This is a genomic window from Massilia sp. 05N420, assembly GCF_056397205.1.
Genome location: NZ_JBFTMX010000016.1, coordinates 151,976 through 171,026, shown reverse-complemented (window position 1 = coordinate 171,026; position 19,051 = coordinate 151,976). Strand labels below are relative to the sequence as shown.

Genomic DNA, 19,051 nt, shown 5'->3' with positions numbered 1-19,051 from the left:
TCCCGATTCCGAGATCCGCCATGCCCACGATCCATCTCCCCACCATCGAGACCGCCCGCCTCAGGCTGCGCCCGCTGCTCGAGGCCGACATCCCGGCGCATTACGCGGTCTTCTCCGATCCCGACGTGGCGCGCTACTGGAGCCGCGAACCCTGGACCGACATCGTCCAGGCCGAGGAATCGATCAAGGCCATCCTGGCCGCGCAGGCGGACGGCAGCGAAGCCCGCTTCGGCATCGAGCTGCTGTCCACCGGCGAATTGATCGGCAACGTGGGCCTGCACCACTTCTTCGGATCGAACCGCCGCTGCGAGATCGGCTATGCGCTCGGCAGCCGCCACTGGGGCCAGGGTTATGCGACCGAAGCGCTGCGCGCGGCAATCCGGCACGGCTTCGAGGCCCTGGACCTGAACCGCATCGAAGCCGACATCGACCCGCGCAATATCGGCTCGGCGCGGGTCCTGGAAAAGCTCGGCTTCAGGAAGGAAGGCTTCATGCCCGAACGCTGGTTCGTGTTCGGCGAGTTTGCCGATACGGTCAACTACGGGCTGCTGAAGCGTTACTGGGACGAGGCCTGAGAGGTCCCGCTGGCGGGATTCATCCAGACCAGGTTCCACAAATGGCCATCGATATCCTCGAAACCCTGGGTGACCATGAAGCCATGGTCTTCCAGCGGATGCGGGGTGCGGCCGCCGGCGGCGACGGCCTTCTCCACCAGGCCCGCCACTTCGTCGCGGGTCTCGCACATCAGGCAGATGATGACTTCGTTGGCTTCCTTCGCCTGCACCACCGGCTTGTCGATCAGGCTCTTGAAGAAGGCTTCGGTGGTCAGCATGGCGCTGATCTTGTCCTTCTCGATGACCACCATCGCCGCGCTCTCGTTGGACATGTTCGGGTTGAAGCCGAAGCCGAGGCTGGCGAAGAAGGCCTTCGATTTTTCCAGGTTCTTGACCGGCAGGTTGAAGATGACTTGCTTGCTCATGATGTTGTCTCCTTGTCGATTGCGGGTTGAAGCGCTCAAGCCTGGGGCGCCATCCACACCAGTTCCCAGATGTGGCCGTCCAGGTCTTCGAAGGCGTGGGCGTACATGAAGCCGTGGTCCTGCGGCGGGCGCGGGGTGAGGCCGCCGGCGGCGACGGCCTTCGCCACCAGGCCGTCGACCTCTTCGCGGCTCTCGCAGCTCAGGCAGACCAGCACCTCGGTCGCCTCCTTCGCCTGCACGATCGGCTTGTCGATGAAGGTCTTGAAGAAGGGTTCGGTCAACAGCATCGCGTAGATGCTGCCCTCCGCGATGACCATGCAGGCCCCGCTCTCGTTGCTGAACTGCGGGTTGAAGCTGTAGCCGAGCGCGTTGAAGAAGGCCTTGGACTTGTCCAGGTCCTTGACCGGCAGGTTGACGAAGATCTGCTTGTTCATGACATCCCCATGTTGAAAGGTGAGTGAAAAATCGGCCCTACATTTCGACGACGAGTGATGATGAACGAAATCGACAAGCGTTTGAAAATATTTTTTACCAGACCGCTTCGGTATTGCGCCAGGCCGGCAAGGCCTGCACCCGCTCCAGCCAGGCCAGCAGATGCGGGTACTCGTCCAGCGGCAGGCGGGCGCGTTCGCGGTACATCAGCGGGGCGGCCACCGCATAGTCGGCCAGGGTGACGCCCTCCCACACCAGCCAGCGGCGGGTCGCCAGGTGCCTGTCCAGCACGGCGGCCGCCCGGGCCAGGTCGGCGGCGCCGCGCGCCAGCTCGTTGACGTCGGCATCCTGCCCGGTCACCGCCTTCTTCCACACGTTTTCCCAGGCGATCACGCCGATCGCCGGCGAGAAGTGCTGGCAGGCCCAGAACATCCAGCGGTTGACGTCGGCGCGCGCCAGCGGGTCCTGCGGATAGACAGTCTGGCCCGGCTTGCTGTCGGCCAGGTATTGCATGATCGCGCAGGATTCCCACAGCACGAAGCCGTCGTCCACCAGCACCGGGATCTTGTTGTTGTCGTTGACTTCGCCGAGTCGGCGGCGGTCGGCCTCGCTCATCAGGTTGCATTCGATGAGGTCGAGCTGGATGCCGAGGTGGTCGGCCGCCATCAGTGCGCGACGGGCGTTGGACGAAATCGGGTGGTAGTAGAGCTGCATTGCCGTCTCCTTGCGGGTTGAGAATGCGGCAATGTTAGCGACGAGCCATGACAGATCCTGTCAGGAATGATCGGGAATGTCGTACATCGTCCGCCACTGTTTCAGCAGGGCGTGGCGCGGCGTCGGATAGCGTTCGCCGCCCAGCTCGGCGTGCACGATGCGGTCGACGCGGAAATGGCGGATGGCGTCGCGCAGCTCGCACCAGGCCGCCATCACGCGGCGCTCCTGGAAGAAGGCAAGCGCGAACGGCCACACCAGGCGCTCCGAGGGCGTGCCCTGTTCGTCGCGGTAGGCGATATGCAGCTTGCATTGACGCCGGATCGCTTCGCGCGCCGGCTGCACGAAGACATCCGGCTGGGCATTGGCCGGCGCCACAGGCACCCACAGGCTGGTCTCGGCCATGTGGTCGCGCAGGTCGCGCGGAGTGGCGGTCGCGATCTTCGCCAGCGCGCGCCTGGCTGCCTCGCTCAGGCCGGCATCGCCCTGGTGACTCACCCAGCGCGCGCCCAGCACCAGCGCTTCCAGCTCGTCGGCGTCGAACATCAGCGGCGGCAGGAAGAAGCCGCTGCGCAGCAGGTAGCCGACGCCGGCCGATCCATCGACCGGCGCGCCGAGCTGGGCCAGGCTCTGGATGTCGCGGTAGATGGTGCGCTCGGACACGCCCAGCCGTTCGGCCAGGGTGGCGGCCGTGACCGGGCGGCGGCTGCCGCGCAGGGCATCCATCAGCTGGAACAGGCGGCCGGTGCGGGTCATGGGGCGTCCGGCAGCAGCAGGAGCAGGTCGGTCGCGCCGACATCGATGCCCATCTGCGAAAACAGGGTGGTCGCCTGCCCGCGATGATGGGTCTGGTGATTGAAGACGTGCAGGAGCACGTCGCCGAGGACTTTCCTGCTCGGGATGCCCCTGGTCGACGTCCATTCGAAGGCTTCGCCCAACCGCGCGGGCGTGACTTCCGCGCAGAACGCGATGATCGCTTCATCCAGCATGGCCCGGAGTCCGGCCAGTTCGGCCAGGGTGTCGCGCAGCGGCGTGTTCGGAAAGCCCGGCGGCGGCAACTGCTCCACGCACTTCAAGGACGCGAGATCGGGCAGGTAGCGGGCAATCCGCTTGAACCAGAGAATATCGCCGATCGCGATATGGTTGAGGGTGCCGAAAACCGAGCCGAAAAATGCGCCCCGGTCGCGGCGCAGTTCTTCCTCCGGCAAGGCGGCGGCCGCGTCATACAGCTTGCCGTTCATCCATTGGTTGTACGAAGCCAGCTGCGAAAAACAGGTGTTGGTGGTCATGGCGTAGGGAAATATTCCGGGTTTGCAATACTACAATATCCTTCCATTTATCTGTCTGCATGACCGGTCATCCCATGTTTACTGCATTTCGTCGGAGCATGCTGGAACCGCGCTGYGAGCGAGATTACAGTGATTCCATCGAAGCACACCACAGGAGTCCCGAACCATGAAAAGCGCCAACTTCAAAACCTTCTGCGACAGCATGGAAGACGTCGCCCACGACATCGTCCGCGCTTGCCGCCGTGGCGCCCGCACCATCGCCGCCATGCCCTGGCCGGCCATGCTGGTCTGCTGCATCCTGCTGGCTTTCGTGATCAGCATCCTACCGCTGGCCCTGTTCCTGTTCGTCCTGTTCATGGCCGTCAAGGTCGTGGTCGGTGCCTTCGTGATCGACCGCCGCCGCAGCGTGCGCGAGCAGTAAGGAGAAGTATCATGCGTGCCAGCCAGATCAATTCCGGGCTCGATTTTTTACGCGATGCCTTCCGCGAAGCCAGCGTGCTATGGTGGCGCTTCTTCGACTGGCTTGCCGTGGTCGAATGGCGCCAGCTGGCGCTCACCTGGTTCCTCGCCCTGATGGTCTGCGTGCCGCTGAACGTGCCCGAGCCGGCGGTCTGGTACGTCATCGTTTCCTTCGGCGTGAAGGTGCTGGCCGGCGGCAAGCGCAGGGCCGAGCTGGTGGCGAAGGAAGCGACCATGCAGGCGAATGTCGCCACCCTCGAACGCCGCCTGATGGAGGCGCAGATGGCGGCCCTGCAGGCCCAGGTCGAGCCCCACTTCCTGTTCAATACCCTGGCCCTGATCGGCCAGCTGATCGAGACCGATCCGCCGGAAGCGGCGCGGGTGCACGCCCACCTGATCGAGTACCTGCGCTCGACCCTGCCGCAGATGCGCGCCCGCGACGGCGGCACCCTCGGCAAGCAGGTCGAGCTGTCGAAGGCCTACCTGGCCATCATGCAGGCGCGGATGAAGGAGCGGCTGAACGTGCGCTTCGAGGTCCCGATGTTCCTCGGCAGCGCGCCCTTCCCGCCGATGATGCTGCAGACCCTGATCGAGAATTCGATCAAGCACGGGCTGGAGCCGAAGATCGCCGGCGGCACCGTGACCGTGCGCGCCTACGTCGACGGCGCCACCCTGCACGTCGAAGTCTGCGACGATGGCGTCGGCATCGACCCGCACGCCGACGACGGCATCGGCCTGGCGAATATCCGCGAACGCCTGCAGCTGCTGTACGGCGACAAGGCCGAGCTGGTGATCCAGATGCCGCCAAGCGGCGGCGCCTGCGCCCTGATCAAGCTGCCCTACAAGATGATGGAGACCGCATGAGCATTGAGCGCGCGCTGACCGCCATGATCGCCGACGACGAAGCGCCGATGCGCGACCTGCTGCGCGCGCGCCTGGCCGCCGTCTGGCCCGAACTGCGCATCGTCGCCGAGGCGGCCAACGGCGTCGAAGCCGTCGCCCTCGGCGAGCAGCACAAGCCCGACATCGCCTTCCTCGACATCCGCATGCCGGGCATGAGCGGCATCGAGGCGGCGCGCCAGCTGTACCGGCGCTCGCACATCGTGTTCGCCACCGCCTACGACCAGTACGCGCTGGACGCCTTCGAACAGGGCGCCCTCGACTACCTGCTCAAGCCGGTGAGCGCGGAGCGCCTGGCCACCACCTGCGCGCGCCTGCGGACGCGCCTGAAACTGCACGCGCCCGCCCAGCCGGATATCGGCCAGCAGCTGGCGAAGCTTACCTCGCTGCTCGAAAACAAGGGCTCGTCCCAGCCGAAGACCGGCTACCTGCGCTGGATCCAGGCCCAGGTCGGCTCCAGCCTGCGCATGGTGAGCACGCGCGAAGTGCTGTTCTTCCAGTCGGACGAGAAGTACACGCGGGTGCAGACGGCCAGCGCCGAATTCCTGATCCGTAAGACACTGAAGGAACTGGCCGAAGAGCTCGACCCGGACGAGTTCTGGCGCATCCACCGCTCGACCCTGGTGCGCGTGGACGCCATCGGCGAAGTCACGCGCGACTTGCGCGGACGCCATATGCTGAAGCTGCGCGGCCATCCCTTCGAGCTCGAGGTGAGCCGCAATCACACCTATCTGTTCCAGCAGATGTGAATCGCAGCGGCGCGCTGGTAGGATTGGCGCCTCCCCTTTCATGAAGGAGCTGCCATGTCATCCATTGCGATTCCCTGCCTGCGCTACCGCGACGCGGCCGCCGCCATCGACTGGCTGTGCGAGGTCTTCGGCTTCGAATGCCAGCTGGCGGTGCCCGGCAGCGACGGCGCCATCGCCCATGCCCAGCTGACCCTGGACGGCGGCATGATCATGCTCGGTTCGGTCAGCAGCGAAGGCGAATACGGACGCCTGCTGGCCCAGCCGGACGAGATCGGCGGCCGCGAGACCCAGACCGTCTACCTGCGGGTGCAGGACGCCGACCGCGTCTGCGAACGCGCCCGCGATGCCGGCGCGACGATCCTGCAGGAGCCGGCCGACACCGAGTTCGGCAGCCGCGGCTTCCTGTGCCGCGACCGCGAAGGCCATGTGTGGAATGTCGGCACCTACGACCCGTGGCAGGCCGGGGCGCTGTTCGACAAGCCCTGAACAGCCGGGACGATCAGCCGAACAGGCCCTCGTCGGATCCGTCGCCGTCGAAGAAGCCGCCATTGCTGTCCAGGCCGCCACTGTCATCGAGGCCGCTGTCGAACAGGCCTTCCGACGCGACCTCGCCCGAGCCGCTGTCGAGCAGGCGCCTGCCCTGGGAACCGACGTCGCCCAGGCCGGCCTGGTCGGCCAGCGAGCTGCCCGACTGGTCGCTGAACAGGTTGTTGCCCGGGTCGTCGCTGTTCAGCAGGTGGTTGCCGCCCTGGCCGTGGTGGCCGAACATGTTCTCGATGCCCTGGAACAGGAAATTACCGGCCGCGACACCCGCCGCCGTGGCCGCGATCGAGCCCAGCAGGCCGCCGCCAAGGAAGCCGCCGGAGCGCGAGCCGAACATGCCGCCCGACACCGGCGGCTGCTGGTATGGCTGCTGGTATGGCTGCTGGTATTGCTGCGGCGCTTCCTCTCGCTGGTACTCGCGCCGCTCCTGCTGCATCGGCGCACTGGCGGGACGCGTCTCGCCGCTATTGCCCCAGGTATTGGCGTCCAGGAAGCGCCTGTCGCCCTGTTGGGCGCTGCGGAGCTGGTCTTCCAGCTGGGCGATCTGCCCCTTGGCATTCTTCAGCGCCTGCTCCAGCAACAGCGAGCGCTGCACCAGCAGATAGGCGGCGTCCGGCTGCTGGGCAACCGCGCGCTGGATCAGCGCATCGGCTTCCGCATCCTTCTGGATCCCGCGCGCCTGGATCAGCTGGCTCAGGAAATCGTGCAACATCTGTGAATCTTGCGGGCTCATGGCCTTGCCTCCTCAATGTGATTCCGGATAGCCCCCATGTTGGAGGGTGTGGTCAGGATTTCAAGTCACGATCGCCGTTTCGCGCGCTGGCCGCGCCGGAGGCGGCTTGCTTGCGCTGCCGGCAGCTTCGCCGGTTTCGTCGGACGCGCCGTCGAAACGGAAGCCGCCCGCCTCATGCAGTTCCCAGGCCCCCTCCCCCATCAGGTGCAGCACATGGGTGTGATGGCGCAGCACGGCGGGACGGTGGGCGATGCTGATCAGGGTGGCGCCGCTGTCGCGCAGGCGTCCGTAGAGCGAGGCTTCGTTGCCGCTGTCGAGGGCGCTGGTCGCCTCGTCCAGGATTACGATGCGCGGCGCATGCACCAGCACGCGGCCGAAGGCCAGGCGCTGCTGCTCGCCCACCGACAACAGCTTCTCCCAGTCCTGCACCGCCTCCAGGCCGCCCACGCGTTCGGCCAGCTGCGGCAGATGGACCTGCTCCAGGATCGCCAGCAGCTGCACGTCGCTCAGGTCGGACTGCGCACTCGGATAGATGAGCTGGCTGCGCAGGGTGCCATGCTGCAGATAGGGCTGCTGGGGCAGGAAGAAGAACTCTTCAAGCGGCGGATGATGGATGGCGCCGCTGCCCGTGTGCCACAAGCCGGCGATCGCGCGCAACAGCGAACTCTTGCCGCAGCCGCTGTCGCCGGTGATGAGCAGCGCGTCGCCCGGCTTCAGCACCAGGCTCAGGTCCTTGATCAGCACGCGCTCGGATTGCGGCGGATGCAAGGTCAGGGATTCCAGCGCGAGCTGCCCGGCCGGATGCCGCTGGATGCGCGGATGCTGGCCGTCGGCGGCTGCGGTGTCGGGCGCGGCACCGGGGAGCACGAGTTCGGACAGGGCCTCCAGGCGGCTGATGCCCGCCACGAAGCGGCTCAGGCTCTCGAAGTTGTCGACGATGACGCCCACGGCGCCGAGCACCGCGGTGAAGGCACCGGCCGCCTGGATCGCCCGCCCGACTTCCAGTTCCCCGGACAGGACGCCGTCTGCCAGGATCACGCCCGGCAACACCAGGGTGAGCTGGCTGAAGGTGCGCTGGAAAAAGTTGAGGGAGCGCTGCCTCTTGATGAGGCGTCCATAATTCTGGATAACCTTGTCCAGTTTACTGTCGATATGCACCCGCTCCTGGGCTTCGCCGCGGTAGAAGGCGATCGATTCCGCGTTTTCGCGCACGCGCATCAGGCTGAAGCGGAAATCCGCCTCGCGCCTCAGCTGCCAGAAATTCAGGTGGATCAGCGGGGTGCCGAATATCCAGAGGGCGATGACGGTGCCGAACGTCGCATACACGGCCAGCACGCCGACCAGCAGGTGGGAAATCGACCACAGCACAGCGCTGAAGGCCACCAGTTGCATGACCGAACCCAGGAAGATCAGCAGGAAATTGATCGACCTTCCCGTGAAGGTATTGATGTCTTCGCTGATGCGCTGGTCGGGGTTGTCGATCTCGCTGCTCGAACCCAGTTCGTAATACCTGCGCCCTTTCAGATAGCCGTCGAGGAAGCGCCCGGTCAGCCAGCGCCGCCACTGGTTGGCGAACAGGTCGCGCATGTAGTAATAGAAGGCATAGACCGGCACCGCGAAAGCCAGCACGAACAGGCACATCCTCACCGATTTCCAGAAGCGGCCGCCATCCTTGGCCGCCAGCGCCGAGGTCATCTCGCCGGACTGGTCGTTCAGCATGACGGCCAGCTTGGTCTCGACCAGCATCAGCACGATCAGGAGCGCCAGCAGCAGCCAGGCCTTCCCCTTTTCTTCCCCCAGCCAGTAAGGTTTTGCCACACCGATAAATTGCTTCCAAGCAGCGAGCGACAAGGGCGCGGCGCGGCGTCGTTTCTTTGGTGCCGCCGACGCGTCATCGGTCCTGGCGTCGGTTCTGGCGGAGGTGGGCGTGTTCATTTCAAGGGCATAAACGTGGTATCAGCCCCAGCATACGACCAGGAATGAAGGCGTTCGGTGCGGAAACGGACATAGCGGCGATTGATTACAATGACTGAAACCGGTGCCGTATACACAGGGAGAGCCAAATGGGAGCGTGGTCTCACGAGTCATTCGGAAACGATGACGCATGCGATTGGGCAGCACAGCTGGACGAATACGATGACCTGAGCCTTGTCGAGGCGACGCTCGACACCGTGCTCGATGCCGGTGACGACGAGCTCGAGGCGCCGGAGGCGTCCGAAGCCATTGCGGCGGCTGAAGTGGTGGCCCGGCTGCAGGGCAATCCCGGCACGGCGGATGCCTTACCGGAAGAACTCGACGCCTGGGTGGAGCGCATCCGGCTCCTGCCCTCGGCCGACCTTGCGACGAAGGCGCGCCGTGCCCTCGATCGGGTGCTCGCCGGTCCTTCCGAGTTGATGGAACTGTGGGACGAATCCGGGGAATCGGAGGCGTGGCAGGCTTCGGTAAGAGAGCTCAAGGACCGCATACGCATCTGACGACGCGTACGCAGCCTGGGGGTATGACAGCTTACTTCTGCAGATCCCAGCCGCCGAAGGCATTCGGCAGCTGGCCGGCGGCCGTGGTCTCGAGCAGGTCGCCCTTCAGGTTGGTCAACACGACCGGCAGCTCGTTGCCGCCCAGTTCGAGGGTCACCTGGCGGCAGGCGCCGCAGGGGGCGATCGGACCGTCGGTATCGCCGATCACGGCCAGGGCCGTGAAATCGCCCGGCTTGTAGCCGTGGGCGATGGCCGAGAAGAAGGCGGTGCGCTCGGCGCAGTTGCACAAGCCATAGGACGCGTTCTCCACGTTACAGCCGCGGAAGATGCGGCCGTCCTTGCACTCGAGTGCGGCGCCGACCTTGAACTTCGAGTAGGGGGTATAGGCCAGTTCGCGTGCGGCGCGGGCTTCTTCGATGAGTTTTTCGTATTTCATGGGAACTCCAGGCCGTCGTGGTTTTTACGGACGAATGGTCTTGTAGATCATCGGCTGCGCAGCCGGCGCCTCCGCCGCGATGCGGTAAGCCGCCTGCACCTGGCGCACCGCCTGCTCCGCCGCTTCGCTGGAGCGCGCATGCACCAGCGCGATCGGCTGACCCGCATCGACCTTGTTACCGAGTTCGATCAGGTCGGTCAGGCCGACGGCGAAGTCGATCGGGTCTTGCGGACGCACGCGGCCGCCGCCCAGCGCCACCACCGCCAGGCCCAGGCCGCGGCAGTCGGTCGAGTAGGCGTAACCCGATTCCAGGGCCGGCACCGGCACCACGATCGGCGCCTTGGCCAGGTGGGTGTCCGGCTTGTCCATCAGGTCGGCAGGGCCGCCCAGGGCGGTGACCATGCGCGCGAAACGCTCGGCGGCTTCGCCCGAATCCAGGGCGTGCTGCAGCTTGGCGTGGGCTTCTTCGCCGGTCGCGGCTAGGCCCGAGATGACCAGCATCTCGGCGCACAGCGCCATCGTCACTTCGTGCAGGCGCCTTGGTCTCGACTTGCCGGTCAGGTAGTCGATCGCGACGCGCACTTCGACCGCATTGCCGGCCGCCGGGCACAAGGACTCGTTCATGCCGGTCAGGATGGCCGAAGTGCGGGTGCCTGCACCGTTGCCTACCTTGACGATCGACTCGGCCAGCTCCACCGATTTTTCGTAGGTCGGCATGAAGGCGCCGCTGCCAGCCTTGACGTCCATGACCAGGGCGTCGAGGCCCGCCGCCAGCTTCTTCGACAGGATCGAGCCGGTGATCATCGCCACCGATTCGACGGTGGCCGTGGTGTCGCGGATGCTGTAGAAGCGCTTGTCGGCCGGCGCCAGCTGGGCGGTCTGGCCGATGATGGCGACGCCGACTTCCTTCACCACCTTCTTGAACAGCTCGGGATCCGGCACCGTCGAGTAGCCCGGGATCGAATCGAATTTGTCCAGGGTGCCGCCGGTGTGGCCCAGGCCACGGCCCGAGATCATCGGCACGAAGCCGCCGCAGGCCGCGATCATCGGGCCCAGCATCAGCGAAACGACGTCGCCGACGCCGCCGGTCGAGTGCTTGTCGACCACCGGCCCCGGCAGGTTCAGCGATTTCCACTCCATGACCTGGCCGGAATCGCGCATCGCCAGCGTGAAGGCGACCCGCTCGTCCATGTTCATGTCGTTGAAGTAGACGGCCATGGCGAGGGCCGCGATCTGGCCTTCGGTGACTTCACCGTTCGGGATGCCGCGTACGAAGAACTGGATTTCTTCCTTGGTCAGGGTGCCGCCGTCGCGCTTTTTGCGGACGATTTCTTGGGGGAGGAACATGATTGCTTCCTTAAGTGTTAGCTCGTAAACGTCGTTCCCGCGGAGGCGGGAACCCAAGTTTGTTCGCGTTACGCTAGCAGAACTTGGGCTCCCGCCTGCGCGGGAACGACGGGGTAACTCAGTATTAAACGCCGTACGGAATCCAGACGTTCTTAACCTGGCTGGCGTGCTGCAGTACCGTCTTGCCGCAAGCCTGCTTGGCATCGAACCAGTCGCGGCCCTTGGCGCCGCCGGTCCAGGTGCGCTTCAGCGACTCGCTGGAGAGGCGCTCGACTTCCGCGCAACCTTCCGCCGAACCGTCGTGGCGCCACACGGCATCCACGTCGAAGTGCGAAGCCAGGGTGCGGGCCAGTTCGTCGCTGGAGCCGGTGACGATGTTCAGCGCGCCGCCCGGCAGGTCCGAGGTGTCCAGCACCTGGTACAGGTCCAGCGCCGACAGCGGATGCGCTTCCGACGGCACGGCGATCACGCGGTTGCCCAGCGCCAGCGCCGGGGCGACCAGCGAGATGAAGCCCAGCAGCGGGTTCTCGTTCGGGCAGACGATGCCGATCACGCCGACCGGCTCGTTCAGCGCCACGGTAATGCCGTGCATCGGCGGCTGGTGCGCCAGGCCGTCGTACTTGTCGGCCCAGGCGGCCCAGTAGAACAGGCGCTCGATCGAGGCCTGCACTTCGGCCGCGGCGTTCTTCGCGCCGGTCTGCTGGGCGATACGCGACGCGAATTCGTCGGCGCGCACGGCCAGGTTTTCGGCGATGTAGTACAGCACCTGGGCGCGGTTGTGGGCGGTGGCTTTCGACCAGCCGGCCGCCTTGTGCGCGGCTTCGACGGCGTTGCGGATGTCCTTGCGGTTGCCTTCGCCGATGTCGGCGATGAACTGGCCGTTGGCGCCATGGATGGCGCGGCTGTAGGCGCCGTCCGGGCGGGCCTGCTTGCCGCCGATGTAGAGCTTGGCGGTGCGGTCGACGGCGAAGGGAACGCCCTCTTCCACCGGCTTGAGCTTGCCCTTTTCAGGCGCGAGCGGCGCGGCCGGGCGGCGGTCTTCGGCCAGCGGGGTCAGGTACTCGTACATGCCCTCCTTGCCGCCTTCGCGGCCGAAGCCCGATTCCTTGTAACCGCCGAAGCCGCAGGCGGCGTCGAACTGGTTGGCGGTGTTGATCCACACCACGCCGGCCTTGATGGCGGGCGCGACGTCCAGCGCCAGGCTGATCGACTCGGTCCACACGCAGGCGGCCAGGCCGTAGACGGTGTTGTTGGCCAGCTGGACCGCTTCACCCGGGGTGCGGAAGCTCATCGCCACCAGCACCGGGCCGAAGATTTCGGTCTGGGCCACGGCGGCCGAGGTCGAGGCGCCGGTGATCAGGGTCGGCAGGTACCAGGAGCCGGCAACCGGCATGTCGCAGCTCGGCTGCCAGATTTCGCAACCCTCGGCGCGGGCAGATTCCACCAGGCCGGTGATGCGCTGCTGCTGTACCGGATCGACCAGCGCGCCGATGTCGTTCGACTTGTCCAGCGGCGAGCCGACGCGCAGGTTCTGCATGCGCGCCTTGACCTTGGCGATGAAGCGCGGGTAGACCGATTCCTGCACCAGCAGGCGCGAGCCTGCGCAGCAGACCTGGCCCTGGTTGAACCAGATCGAATCCACGAGACCTTCGACGGCGGCGTCCAGGTCCGCGTCTTCGAAGACGATGAAGGGCGACTTGCCGCCCAGTTCCAGAGACAGCTTCTTGCCGGTGCCGGCGGTGGCCTTGCGGATGATGCGGCCCACTTCGGTCGAGCCGGTGAAGGCCAGCTTGTCGATGCCCGGGTGGTTGACGATGGCTTCGCCCACGCGGCCGTCGCCGGTGACGATGTTGACCACGCCGGCCGGCACGCCGGCCTGCTGGCAGATCTCGGCGAACAGCAGTGCGCTCAAGGACGTGAACTCGGCCGGCTTGAAGACGATGGTGTTGCCGGCTGCGAGCGCAGGCGCGATTTTCCACGCCAGCATCAGCAGCGGGAAGTTCCACGGCACGATCTGGCCGACCACGCCGACGGCACGGTAGTCGGCGAATTCTTCCGACTGCAGCTGGGCCCAGCCGGCGTGATGGTAGAAGTGGCGCGCGGCCAGCGGCAGGTCGGCATCGCGGGTTTCGCGGATGGTCTTGCCGTTGTCCAGGGTCTCGAGCACGGCGAACAGGCGCGAGTGCTTCTGCAGCAGGCGGGCGATCGCGTACAGGATCTTGGCGCGGCCGTGGCCGCCCATGGCGACCCAGAGCGGCTGGGCGCGGCGTGCGGCTTCGACGGCGCGGTTGACGTCGTCCGAGGTGGCTTGCGTCACCTGGGCAAGTTCGTTGCCGTCGGCCGGATTGAAGGAACCGAAGGTGTCAAGGGCTTCAGTCCAGGCGTTGTCGATGAACAGGCCGAAACGGCGGCCATGCTGGTCCAGCCACGCTTGCGCTTCCTTGGTGCTTTCGGGTGCGGGACCGTAATCCATAGTTTGCAGAATCTCTTTGATAGTAGGCATGACGAATCCGTGAAATCTTAGGGTTGCGCGTGGCGGTGGGCGGCYGAGTAGTAGCCGGTCACGTGGTGCTCGAGCTGGCGCTCGATGTCGGTCAGCAGGCTGGATGCGCCGATGCGGAACAGGTGCGGCTGCAGCCATTCGTTACCCAGCTCTTCCTTCATCACGGTCAGGTACTGCAGCGCGGATTTCGCGGTGCTCACGCCGCCCGCCGGCTTGTAGCCGACCTTGAAGCCGGTACGTTCGTAGTATTCGCGGATCGCACGCACCATCACCAGCGACACCGGGATGGTCGCGTTCACGCCTTCCTTGCCGGTCGAGGTCTTGATGAAGTCGGCGCCGGCCATCATGCAGACCCAGGATGCCTWGGCCACGTTTTCCAGGGTGACCAGGTCGCCGGTCGCCAGAATGGCTTTCACGTGGGCTTCGCCGCAAGCCTGGCGGTAGGCCAGCATCTCGTCGTACAGCGCCTGCCAGTTACCGGTCAGGACGTGCTGGCGGGTGATCACGATGTCGATCTCGGTCGCGCCCGCGGCCACCGACAGTTCGATCTCGCGCAGCTTGGTTTCCATGCTCGACAGGCCGGCCGGGAAGGCGGTCGACACCGCGGCGATCGGCAGTCGGCCTTTCAGGACCTGCACCGCCGGGGTGATCATCTCGTGATACACGCAGACGGCGCCGGTGGTCAGCGAGTCCAGGCCCAGTGCCTGCATCAGGTCGGTGCGCAGCGGACGCATCGCCTTCATGCACAGGCGCTCGACGCGGCCCGGGGTATCGTCGCCGGACAGGGTGGTCAGGTCGATGCATTCGATCGCCTTGACCAGCCAGGCGGCCTGGTAGTCCTTCTTGACCGTGCGGCGGTTCGCCAGGCTGGCGGCGCGGCGGTCGGCGGCGTTGCGGTTGACCTTGAGGTGGTTGATCCAGCCCAGGTCGAGGCCGGTGGCCGTGTTACGCGCAGTGATAATTTTAGAATCGAGGTTCGGGCTCATAGCACAGCAGTTCCGTTCGAGAGAGGTTTGACGCCGAGGTGTTTGGCGAGCGTTGCGCCGATATCGGAGAAGGTGTCGGCCACCGGCAGTTCCTTCGCGGGCGCGGCCGGGCCGAAGAACAGCATCGGGATGTGTTCGCGGGTGTGGTCGGAGCCGGGCCAGGTCGGGTCGCAGCCGTGGTCGGCGGTGATCACGACCAGGTCGCCGGGCTGAAGCTTGGCCATGAATTCGGGCAGGCGCGCGTCCAGCTCGTGCAGCGCGTTCGAGTAACCGGCGACGTCGCGGCGATGGCCGAAGTGCATGTCGAAGTCGACGAAGTTCACGAAGGTCAGCGACTTGTCGCCGGCGGTGTCCGCGACTTCCAGCAGGCGGTCGAACAGCGCCATATTGTCGGCGCCCTTGATCAGTTGGGTCACGCCCTGGCCGGCGAAGATATCGCTGATCTTGCCGAGCGCGATGACCTCGCCGCCGGCGTCCTTGACGTGGTCCAGCAGGGTCGGCGCGACCGGCGGCACGGCGTAGTCGTGACGGTTGCTGGTGCGCTTGTAATCACCGTTTGCGCCGGTGAAGGGACGCGCGATCACGCGGCCGATATTGTAGGGCTTGACCAGCTCGTACGCGGCTTCGCAGACTTCGTACAGGCGCTCGAGGCCGAAGTGTTCTTCGTGCGCGGCGATCTGCAGCACCGAGTCGGCCGAGGTGTACAGGATCGGCTTGCCGCTGGCGACGTGCTCGTCGCCCAGCTCGTTGATGATGGTGGTGCCGGAAGCGTGGCAGTTGCCCAGCCAGCCCGGTACGCCCGTCAGCTCCTGCAGTTTATCCGTCAGCTCTTTCGGGAAGCTCGGCACGGTCTTGGGGAAGTAGCCCCAGTCGAACAGCACCGGCACGCCGGCGATTTCCCAGTGGCCGCTCTGGGTGTCCTTGCCGGTCGACTGCTCGCGGGCGACGCCCCAGGCGCCGCTGAAGCCGTCGCGTTTCTCGAAGCCGGCCGGCCATTCGCCGCTGGCTTTATGCGCCGCGGCGCCGAGGCCGATGGTTTCCAGGGTCGGCAGCGACATCGGCTTGCCTTCCCTGGCGGCCCATTCGGCGATGTGGCCGAGGGTGTTGGCGCCGGTGTCGCCGTACTTGCCGGCGTCGGGCAGTGCGCCGAGGCCGAAGGAGTCAAGCAGGAGGATGAATGCGCGTGACATATAGTTATCTCACATAGAAATTGCTAGCTCGTCGCCCCCGCGAAGGCGGAGGTCCAAGTTTGCCTGCGTTTCGACTGCTCGACAAACTTGGGTCCCCGCCTGCGCGGGGACGACGTATTAGGCGTTAGCGGTCGTACCCAGACGTTCAATAAACGCGTGCATCAACGCCACCAGATCCTTGGCCGCCACCGCAGCATACTTCAGGGTCTGCTCGTGCGACAGCGGGAACGGGGTCAGGCCTTCGGCCAGGTTGGTGATGGCGGAGACGCCGGCGACTTTCAGGCCGCAGTGGCGGGCGGCGATCACTTCCGGGACCACCGACATGCCGACCACGTCGGCGCCCATGGTGCGGAAGGCGCGGATCTCGGCCGCGGTTTCGAAGTGCGGGCCCGGGGTCGACAGGTAGACGCCTTCGTGCAGGGTGATGCCCTTCTCTTTCGCCACGGTCTTCACCAGTTCGCGGGTGTCAAGGTCATAGGCGTTGGCCATGCTGAAGAAGCGCGGGCCGAAGCGGTCGTCGTTCGGGCCGGCCATCGGGCTGCCCGGCAGCAGGTTGATGTGGTCGGAAAGCAGCACGATGCTGCCGGCGTCCACTTCCGGACGCAGCGAACCGGCCGCGTTGGTCACGAACAGCAGTTCGCAACCCATCAGTTTCAGGGTACGGACAGCGGAAGTCATCACGCTGGCGCCGTAGCCTTCATAGAAGTGGCCGCGGCCCTTCATGCAGGCGACCGGCACGCCGGCCAGGGTGCCCAGCACCAGTTCGCCGGCGTGGCCGTGCACGGTGCTGATCGGGAAGCCAGGCAGGTCGGCGTAGCTGATCGCCACCGCGTCCGTCATCTGCTCGGCCAGCACGCCGAGACCGGAGCCGAGGATGAGCGCCACACGCGGCGTGAAACCGGGCTTGCGGGCACGGATGACGTCGGCGGCTTCGAATGGGGTGTTGCTGAGCATGGATGGCTTCCTTGTGATATTCGCTGGATTGGGCTTATTGCGGGTATTCGTGCTGGCAGACCGGAGAAGCTGAAAGAGCGTCAGGCGCTCAAGGTGTTGCACAGAAAGCGGGAGCCCGGTGCACCAAATAAATCAAACTATGCATTATCGTGGATTGGTATGGCAAATACCAAATTTTTGCTCGATTTATATGTAGAAGGTATAAATGGGCTATGCTGCATGTTAGCCCCCGGAGACAGCCTCGGATTGACGCCGACCAAACAAGTGTTTAAGATTAAAAACAATTGTTTATAGCCTCCTTGAATCGGAACCACCGTGAGCGAACACTCAAAAAAACAACAGTTGCTTGAGCTGATCCGCGCGAACCCCTTTATTTCGCAGCAGGATCTGGCTGCCAGCCTGGGGCTGTCGCGCTCGGCCGTGGCCGGCTATATCGCCGGCCTGATCCGCGAACGCAAGCTGCTGGGACGCGCCTACGTGCTGCCGGACCGCCGTCCCGTCACCTGCATCGGCGCGGCCAACCTCGACCGCAAGCTGCGCTCGCTGGCCGGCATCGCCATGCACACCTCGAACCCCGCCATCCAGAGCGAATCCTTCGGCGGCGTCGCCCGCAACATCGCCGAAAACCTCGCGCGCATGGGCACGCCGGCCGCCCTGCTGACCGCGACCGGCAAGGACAGCTCGGGCGCCGCCCTGCTCGCCCACGCAAAAAGCCTCGGCATCGACCTGGGGGGCACGCTGCAGCTGCCCGACCTCGCCAGCGGCACCTATACCGCGGTGCTGGACCAGGATGGCGAGATGGTGGTCGCGCTGGCCGACATGGCCCTCTACGACCGCCTCGATCGCGCCTTCGTCGACAGCTGCCAGGCCCGGCTCGCGACCAGCGCGCTGGTGGTGGCCGACCTCAACCTGCCGCTCGACACGGTCGACGCCGTGATCGCCGGAGCGCGCCGTGCCGAGGTGCCGCTGGTGCTGGTGGCGGTGTCGGAGCCGAAGATGGCGCGCCTGCCGCGCGACCTGTCGGGCGTGCGTCTCTTGATCCTGAACCGCGGCGAACTCGCGGCACGGGTCGGGCGCGAGCTCTCCAGCGAAACCGAGCTCGACGCCGCGATGGCCGAAGTGCGGGCCCAGGGCGCGCGCGACCTGATCGTGACGCGCGGCGCCGATGGCGTGCTGTTCACGCGCGGCGGCACGGGTGAGGACCAGATCGTCCGCCTGTACGCGCCCGGCACCGACGTGGTCGACGTCACCGGCGCCGGCGACGCCTTCGCGGCCGCCGTGTGCTGGTCGCTGGTCCACGACGGCGAAGACCTCGAACTGGCCTGCCGGCGCGGCCTGAAACTGTCGGCGCTGACCCTCGGCGTGACCGAGACGGTGCATCCGCGCCTCGGCCCGGACACTCTTACGAACATGAACCTCCAGGACTGACCATGCAAGCCTTTCTCCAGTTTTCTCCCGAAGTGCAGGCCGCCCGCGCCGCCGGCAAACCCGTCGTCGCCCTCGAGTCGACCATCATCTCGCACGGCATGCCCTACCCGCAGAACGTGCAGACCGCGCGCGAAGTCGAGCAGGTGATCCGCGACGCCGGCGCGGTGCCGGCCACCATCGCCATCATCGACGGCCGCATCTGCATCGGCCTGTCCGACGACCAGCTCGAGCAGCTGGGCCAGTCGACGGACGCGATCAAGGTGAGCCGCCGCGACCTGGCCTACGTCCTGGCCACCAGAAAGCTCGGCGCCACCACCGTCGCCGCCACCATGATCTGCGCGAAGCTGGCCGGCATCGAAGTCTTCGTCACCGGCGGCATCGGCGGCGTGCACCGCGGCGCCGAGACCAGCTTCGACATCTCGGCCGACCTGCAGGAACTGGCCCGGACCGGCGTCGCCGTGGTCTGCGCGGGCGTCAAGTCCATCCTCGACATCGGCCTGACCCTCGAATACCTCGAGACCCACGGCGTGCCGGTGGTGAGCGTGGGCCAGGCGGCCTTCCCCGCCTTCTTCACGCGCGACAGCGGCTTCAAGGCCGACTTCCAGCTCGACACGCCGGAAGAACAGGCGCGCTTCATCCGCACCAAGTGGCAGCTCGGCCTGGAGGGCGGCGTGGTGGTCAGCAATCCGGTGCCGGAAGTCTCGTCGATGAAGAACGAGGAGATCGATGCCATCATCGCCCAGGCCCTGGCCGAAGCGGCGCAGCAGGGCGTGAAGGGCAAGCTCGTCACGCCCTTCCTGCTGGCGCGCATCAAGGAACTGACGGGCGGCCGCAGCCTGGCCACCAACATCGCCCTGGTCAAGCACAACGCCCTGGTCGGCGCCAAGCTGGCCGTGGCGCTGCACGCCACCCATTAACGACAGCCTGACGGGTTCTCC

21 protein-coding genes are annotated in these 19,051 nt (G+C 65.9%); 8 read left to right on the top strand and 13 right to left on the bottom strand.

Annotated elements, in window-relative coordinates:
• Positions 1 to 20: 20 nt before the first annotated feature.
• Positions 21 to 575, top strand: a complete 555-nt coding sequence (locus tag AC1DIX_RS13280) for a GNAT family N-acetyltransferase (RefSeq protein WP_477324841.1) — start codon at positions 21 to 23, stop codon at positions 573 to 575.
• Here the strand turns inward: AC1DIX_RS13280 and AC1DIX_RS13275 are convergent.
• The 5 genes from AC1DIX_RS13275 to AC1DIX_RS13255 all read right to left on the bottom strand — a co-directional run bounded on the left by AC1DIX_RS13275 (position 557) and on the right by AC1DIX_RS13255 (position 3,411).
• Positions 557 to 979 carry a VOC family protein gene (locus AC1DIX_RS13275; RefSeq protein ID WP_477324839.1) on the bottom strand — a complete coding sequence of 141 codons (423 nt, stop codon included), beginning with the start codon at positions 977 to 979 and terminating at the stop codon, positions 557 to 559. The genes AC1DIX_RS13280 and AC1DIX_RS13275 overlap by 19 nt on opposite strands.
• Before the next feature lie 35 nt (positions 980 to 1,014).
• Positions 1,015 to 1,413 (bottom strand): VOC family protein, encoded by a 399-nt coding sequence (locus AC1DIX_RS13270; RefSeq protein ID WP_442122310.1) that lies wholly within the window; start codon positions 1,411 to 1,413, stop codon positions 1,015 to 1,017.
• 94 nt (positions 1,414 to 1,507) lie between these two features.
• Complete coding sequence (locus tag AC1DIX_RS13265) at positions 1,508 to 2,125, bottom strand: glutathione S-transferase family protein (protein WP_477324837.1); 618 nt, start codon at positions 2,123 to 2,125, stop codon at positions 1,508 to 1,510.
• A 60-nt stretch (positions 2,126 to 2,185) separates the two neighbouring features.
• The gene (locus AC1DIX_RS13260; protein WP_477324835.1) at positions 2,186 to 2,878 is read right to left on the bottom strand and encodes a helix-turn-helix transcriptional regulator; all 693 of its coding nucleotides are present in this window, start codon (positions 2,876 to 2,878) and stop codon (positions 2,186 to 2,188) included.
• Complete coding sequence (locus tag AC1DIX_RS13255) at positions 2,875 to 3,411, bottom strand: DinB family protein (RefSeq protein ID WP_442122307.1); 537 nt, start codon at positions 3,409 to 3,411, stop codon at positions 2,875 to 2,877. Before AC1DIX_RS13255 ends, AC1DIX_RS13260 begins: the two co-directional genes overlap by 4 nt.
• 166 nt (positions 3,412 to 3,577) lie before the next feature.
• Here AC1DIX_RS13255 and AC1DIX_RS13250 point away from each other — a divergent pair, with 166 nt between their 5' ends.
• From AC1DIX_RS13250 to AC1DIX_RS13235, 4 genes are read left to right on the top strand one after another with little or no spacing between them, the layout of a single operon-like run.
• Positions 3,578 to 3,832 (top strand): hypothetical protein, encoded by a 255-nt coding sequence (locus tag AC1DIX_RS13250; RefSeq protein ID WP_477324833.1) that lies wholly within the window; start codon positions 3,578 to 3,580, stop codon positions 3,830 to 3,832.
• Positions 3,833 to 3,843: 11 nt separating this feature from the next.
• On the top strand, positions 3,844 to 4,734 hold the full coding sequence (locus tag AC1DIX_RS13245; protein ID WP_442122305.1) for a sensor histidine kinase: 891 nt from the start codon (positions 3,844 to 3,846) through the stop codon (positions 4,732 to 4,734).
• Positions 4,731 to 5,519, top strand: coding sequence for a LytR/AlgR family response regulator transcription factor (locus tag AC1DIX_RS13240; protein WP_477324831.1), 789 nt, complete (start codon positions 4,731 to 4,733; stop codon positions 5,517 to 5,519). The genes AC1DIX_RS13245 and AC1DIX_RS13240 overlap by 4 nt, the downstream gene beginning before the upstream one ends.
• A 54-nt stretch (positions 5,520 to 5,573) precedes the next feature.
• Complete coding sequence (locus AC1DIX_RS13235; protein WP_477249958.1) at positions 5,574 to 6,005, top strand: VOC family protein; 432 nt, start codon at positions 5,574 to 5,576, stop codon at positions 6,003 to 6,005.
• 13 nt (positions 6,006 to 6,018) lie between these two features.
• Here AC1DIX_RS13235 and AC1DIX_RS13230 read toward each other — a convergent pair whose 3' ends face one another.
• Both AC1DIX_RS13230 and AC1DIX_RS13225 read right to left on the bottom strand, forming a co-directional pair.
• Positions 6,019 to 6,795: a DUF2076 domain-containing protein gene (locus AC1DIX_RS13230; protein ID WP_477324829.1), complete on the bottom strand. Its 777-nt coding sequence runs from the start codon at positions 6,793 to 6,795 to the stop codon at positions 6,019 to 6,021.
• A gap of 60 nt (positions 6,796 to 6,855) precedes the next feature.
• Complete coding sequence (locus AC1DIX_RS13225) at positions 6,856 to 8,613, bottom strand: ABC transporter ATP-binding protein/permease (protein ID WP_477324827.1); 1,758 nt, start codon at positions 8,611 to 8,613, stop codon at positions 6,856 to 6,858.
• A 245-nt stretch (positions 8,614 to 8,858) separates the two neighbouring features.
• Here AC1DIX_RS13225 and AC1DIX_RS13220 point away from each other — a divergent pair, with 245 nt between their 5' ends.
• On the top strand, positions 8,859 to 9,269 hold the full coding sequence (locus AC1DIX_RS13220) for a DUF4259 domain-containing protein (protein ID WP_477324825.1): 411 nt from the start codon (positions 8,859 to 8,861) through the stop codon (positions 9,267 to 9,269).
• Positions 9,270 to 9,300: 31 nt separating this feature from the next.
• Here the strand turns inward: AC1DIX_RS13220 and AC1DIX_RS13215 are convergent, their stop codons facing one another.
• The 6 genes from AC1DIX_RS13215 to xapA all read right to left on the bottom strand — a co-directional run bounded on the left by AC1DIX_RS13215 (position 9,301) and on the right by xapA (position 16,685).
• Positions 9,301 to 9,705 (bottom strand): cytidine deaminase, encoded by a 405-nt coding sequence (locus AC1DIX_RS13215; RefSeq protein ID WP_442122300.1) that lies wholly within the window; start codon positions 9,703 to 9,705, stop codon positions 9,301 to 9,303.
• Positions 9,706 to 9,729: 24 nt separating this feature from the next.
• Positions 9,730 to 11,052, bottom strand: coding sequence for a thymidine phosphorylase (gene deoA / locus AC1DIX_RS13210; protein ID WP_477324823.1), 1,323 nt, complete (start codon positions 11,050 to 11,052; stop codon positions 9,730 to 9,732).
• 124 nt (positions 11,053 to 11,176) lie between these two features.
• Positions 11,177 to 13,555: an aldehyde dehydrogenase family protein gene (locus tag AC1DIX_RS13205; protein ID WP_442122298.1), complete on the bottom strand. Its 2,379-nt coding sequence runs from the start codon at positions 13,553 to 13,555 to the stop codon at positions 11,177 to 11,179.
• A 17-nt stretch (positions 13,556 to 13,572) separates the two neighbouring features.
• Positions 13,573 to 14,541: a deoxyribose-phosphate aldolase gene (gene deoC, locus AC1DIX_RS13200; protein ID WP_477324821.1), complete on the bottom strand. Its 969-nt coding sequence runs from the start codon at positions 14,539 to 14,541 to the stop codon at positions 13,573 to 13,575.
• Positions 14,538 to 15,731, bottom strand: a complete 1,194-nt coding sequence (locus tag AC1DIX_RS13195; RefSeq protein WP_477324819.1) for a phosphopentomutase — start codon at positions 15,729 to 15,731, stop codon at positions 14,538 to 14,540. The genes deoC and AC1DIX_RS13195 overlap by 4 nt, the downstream gene beginning before the upstream one ends.
• Before the next feature lie 117 nt (positions 15,732 to 15,848).
• Positions 15,849 to 16,685 carry a xanthosine phosphorylase gene (gene xapA / locus AC1DIX_RS13190; RefSeq protein WP_442122295.1) on the bottom strand — a complete coding sequence of 279 codons (837 nt, stop codon included), beginning with the start codon at positions 16,683 to 16,685 and terminating at the stop codon, positions 15,849 to 15,851.
• Between the two features lie 315 nt (positions 16,686 to 17,000).
• Here xapA and AC1DIX_RS13185 point away from each other — a divergent pair, with 315 nt between their 5' ends.
• Positions 17,001 to 18,113, top strand: coding sequence for a carbohydrate kinase (locus tag AC1DIX_RS13185; RefSeq protein ID WP_477324817.1), 1,113 nt, complete (start codon positions 17,001 to 17,003; stop codon positions 18,111 to 18,113).
• A gap of 2 nt (positions 18,114 to 18,115) precedes the next feature.
• The gene (locus tag AC1DIX_RS13180) at positions 18,116 to 19,030 is read left to right on the top strand and encodes a pseudouridine-5'-phosphate glycosidase (RefSeq protein WP_442122293.1); all 915 of its coding nucleotides are present in this window, start codon (positions 18,116 to 18,118) and stop codon (positions 19,028 to 19,030) included.
• Positions 19,031 to 19,051: the final 21 nt, after the last annotated feature.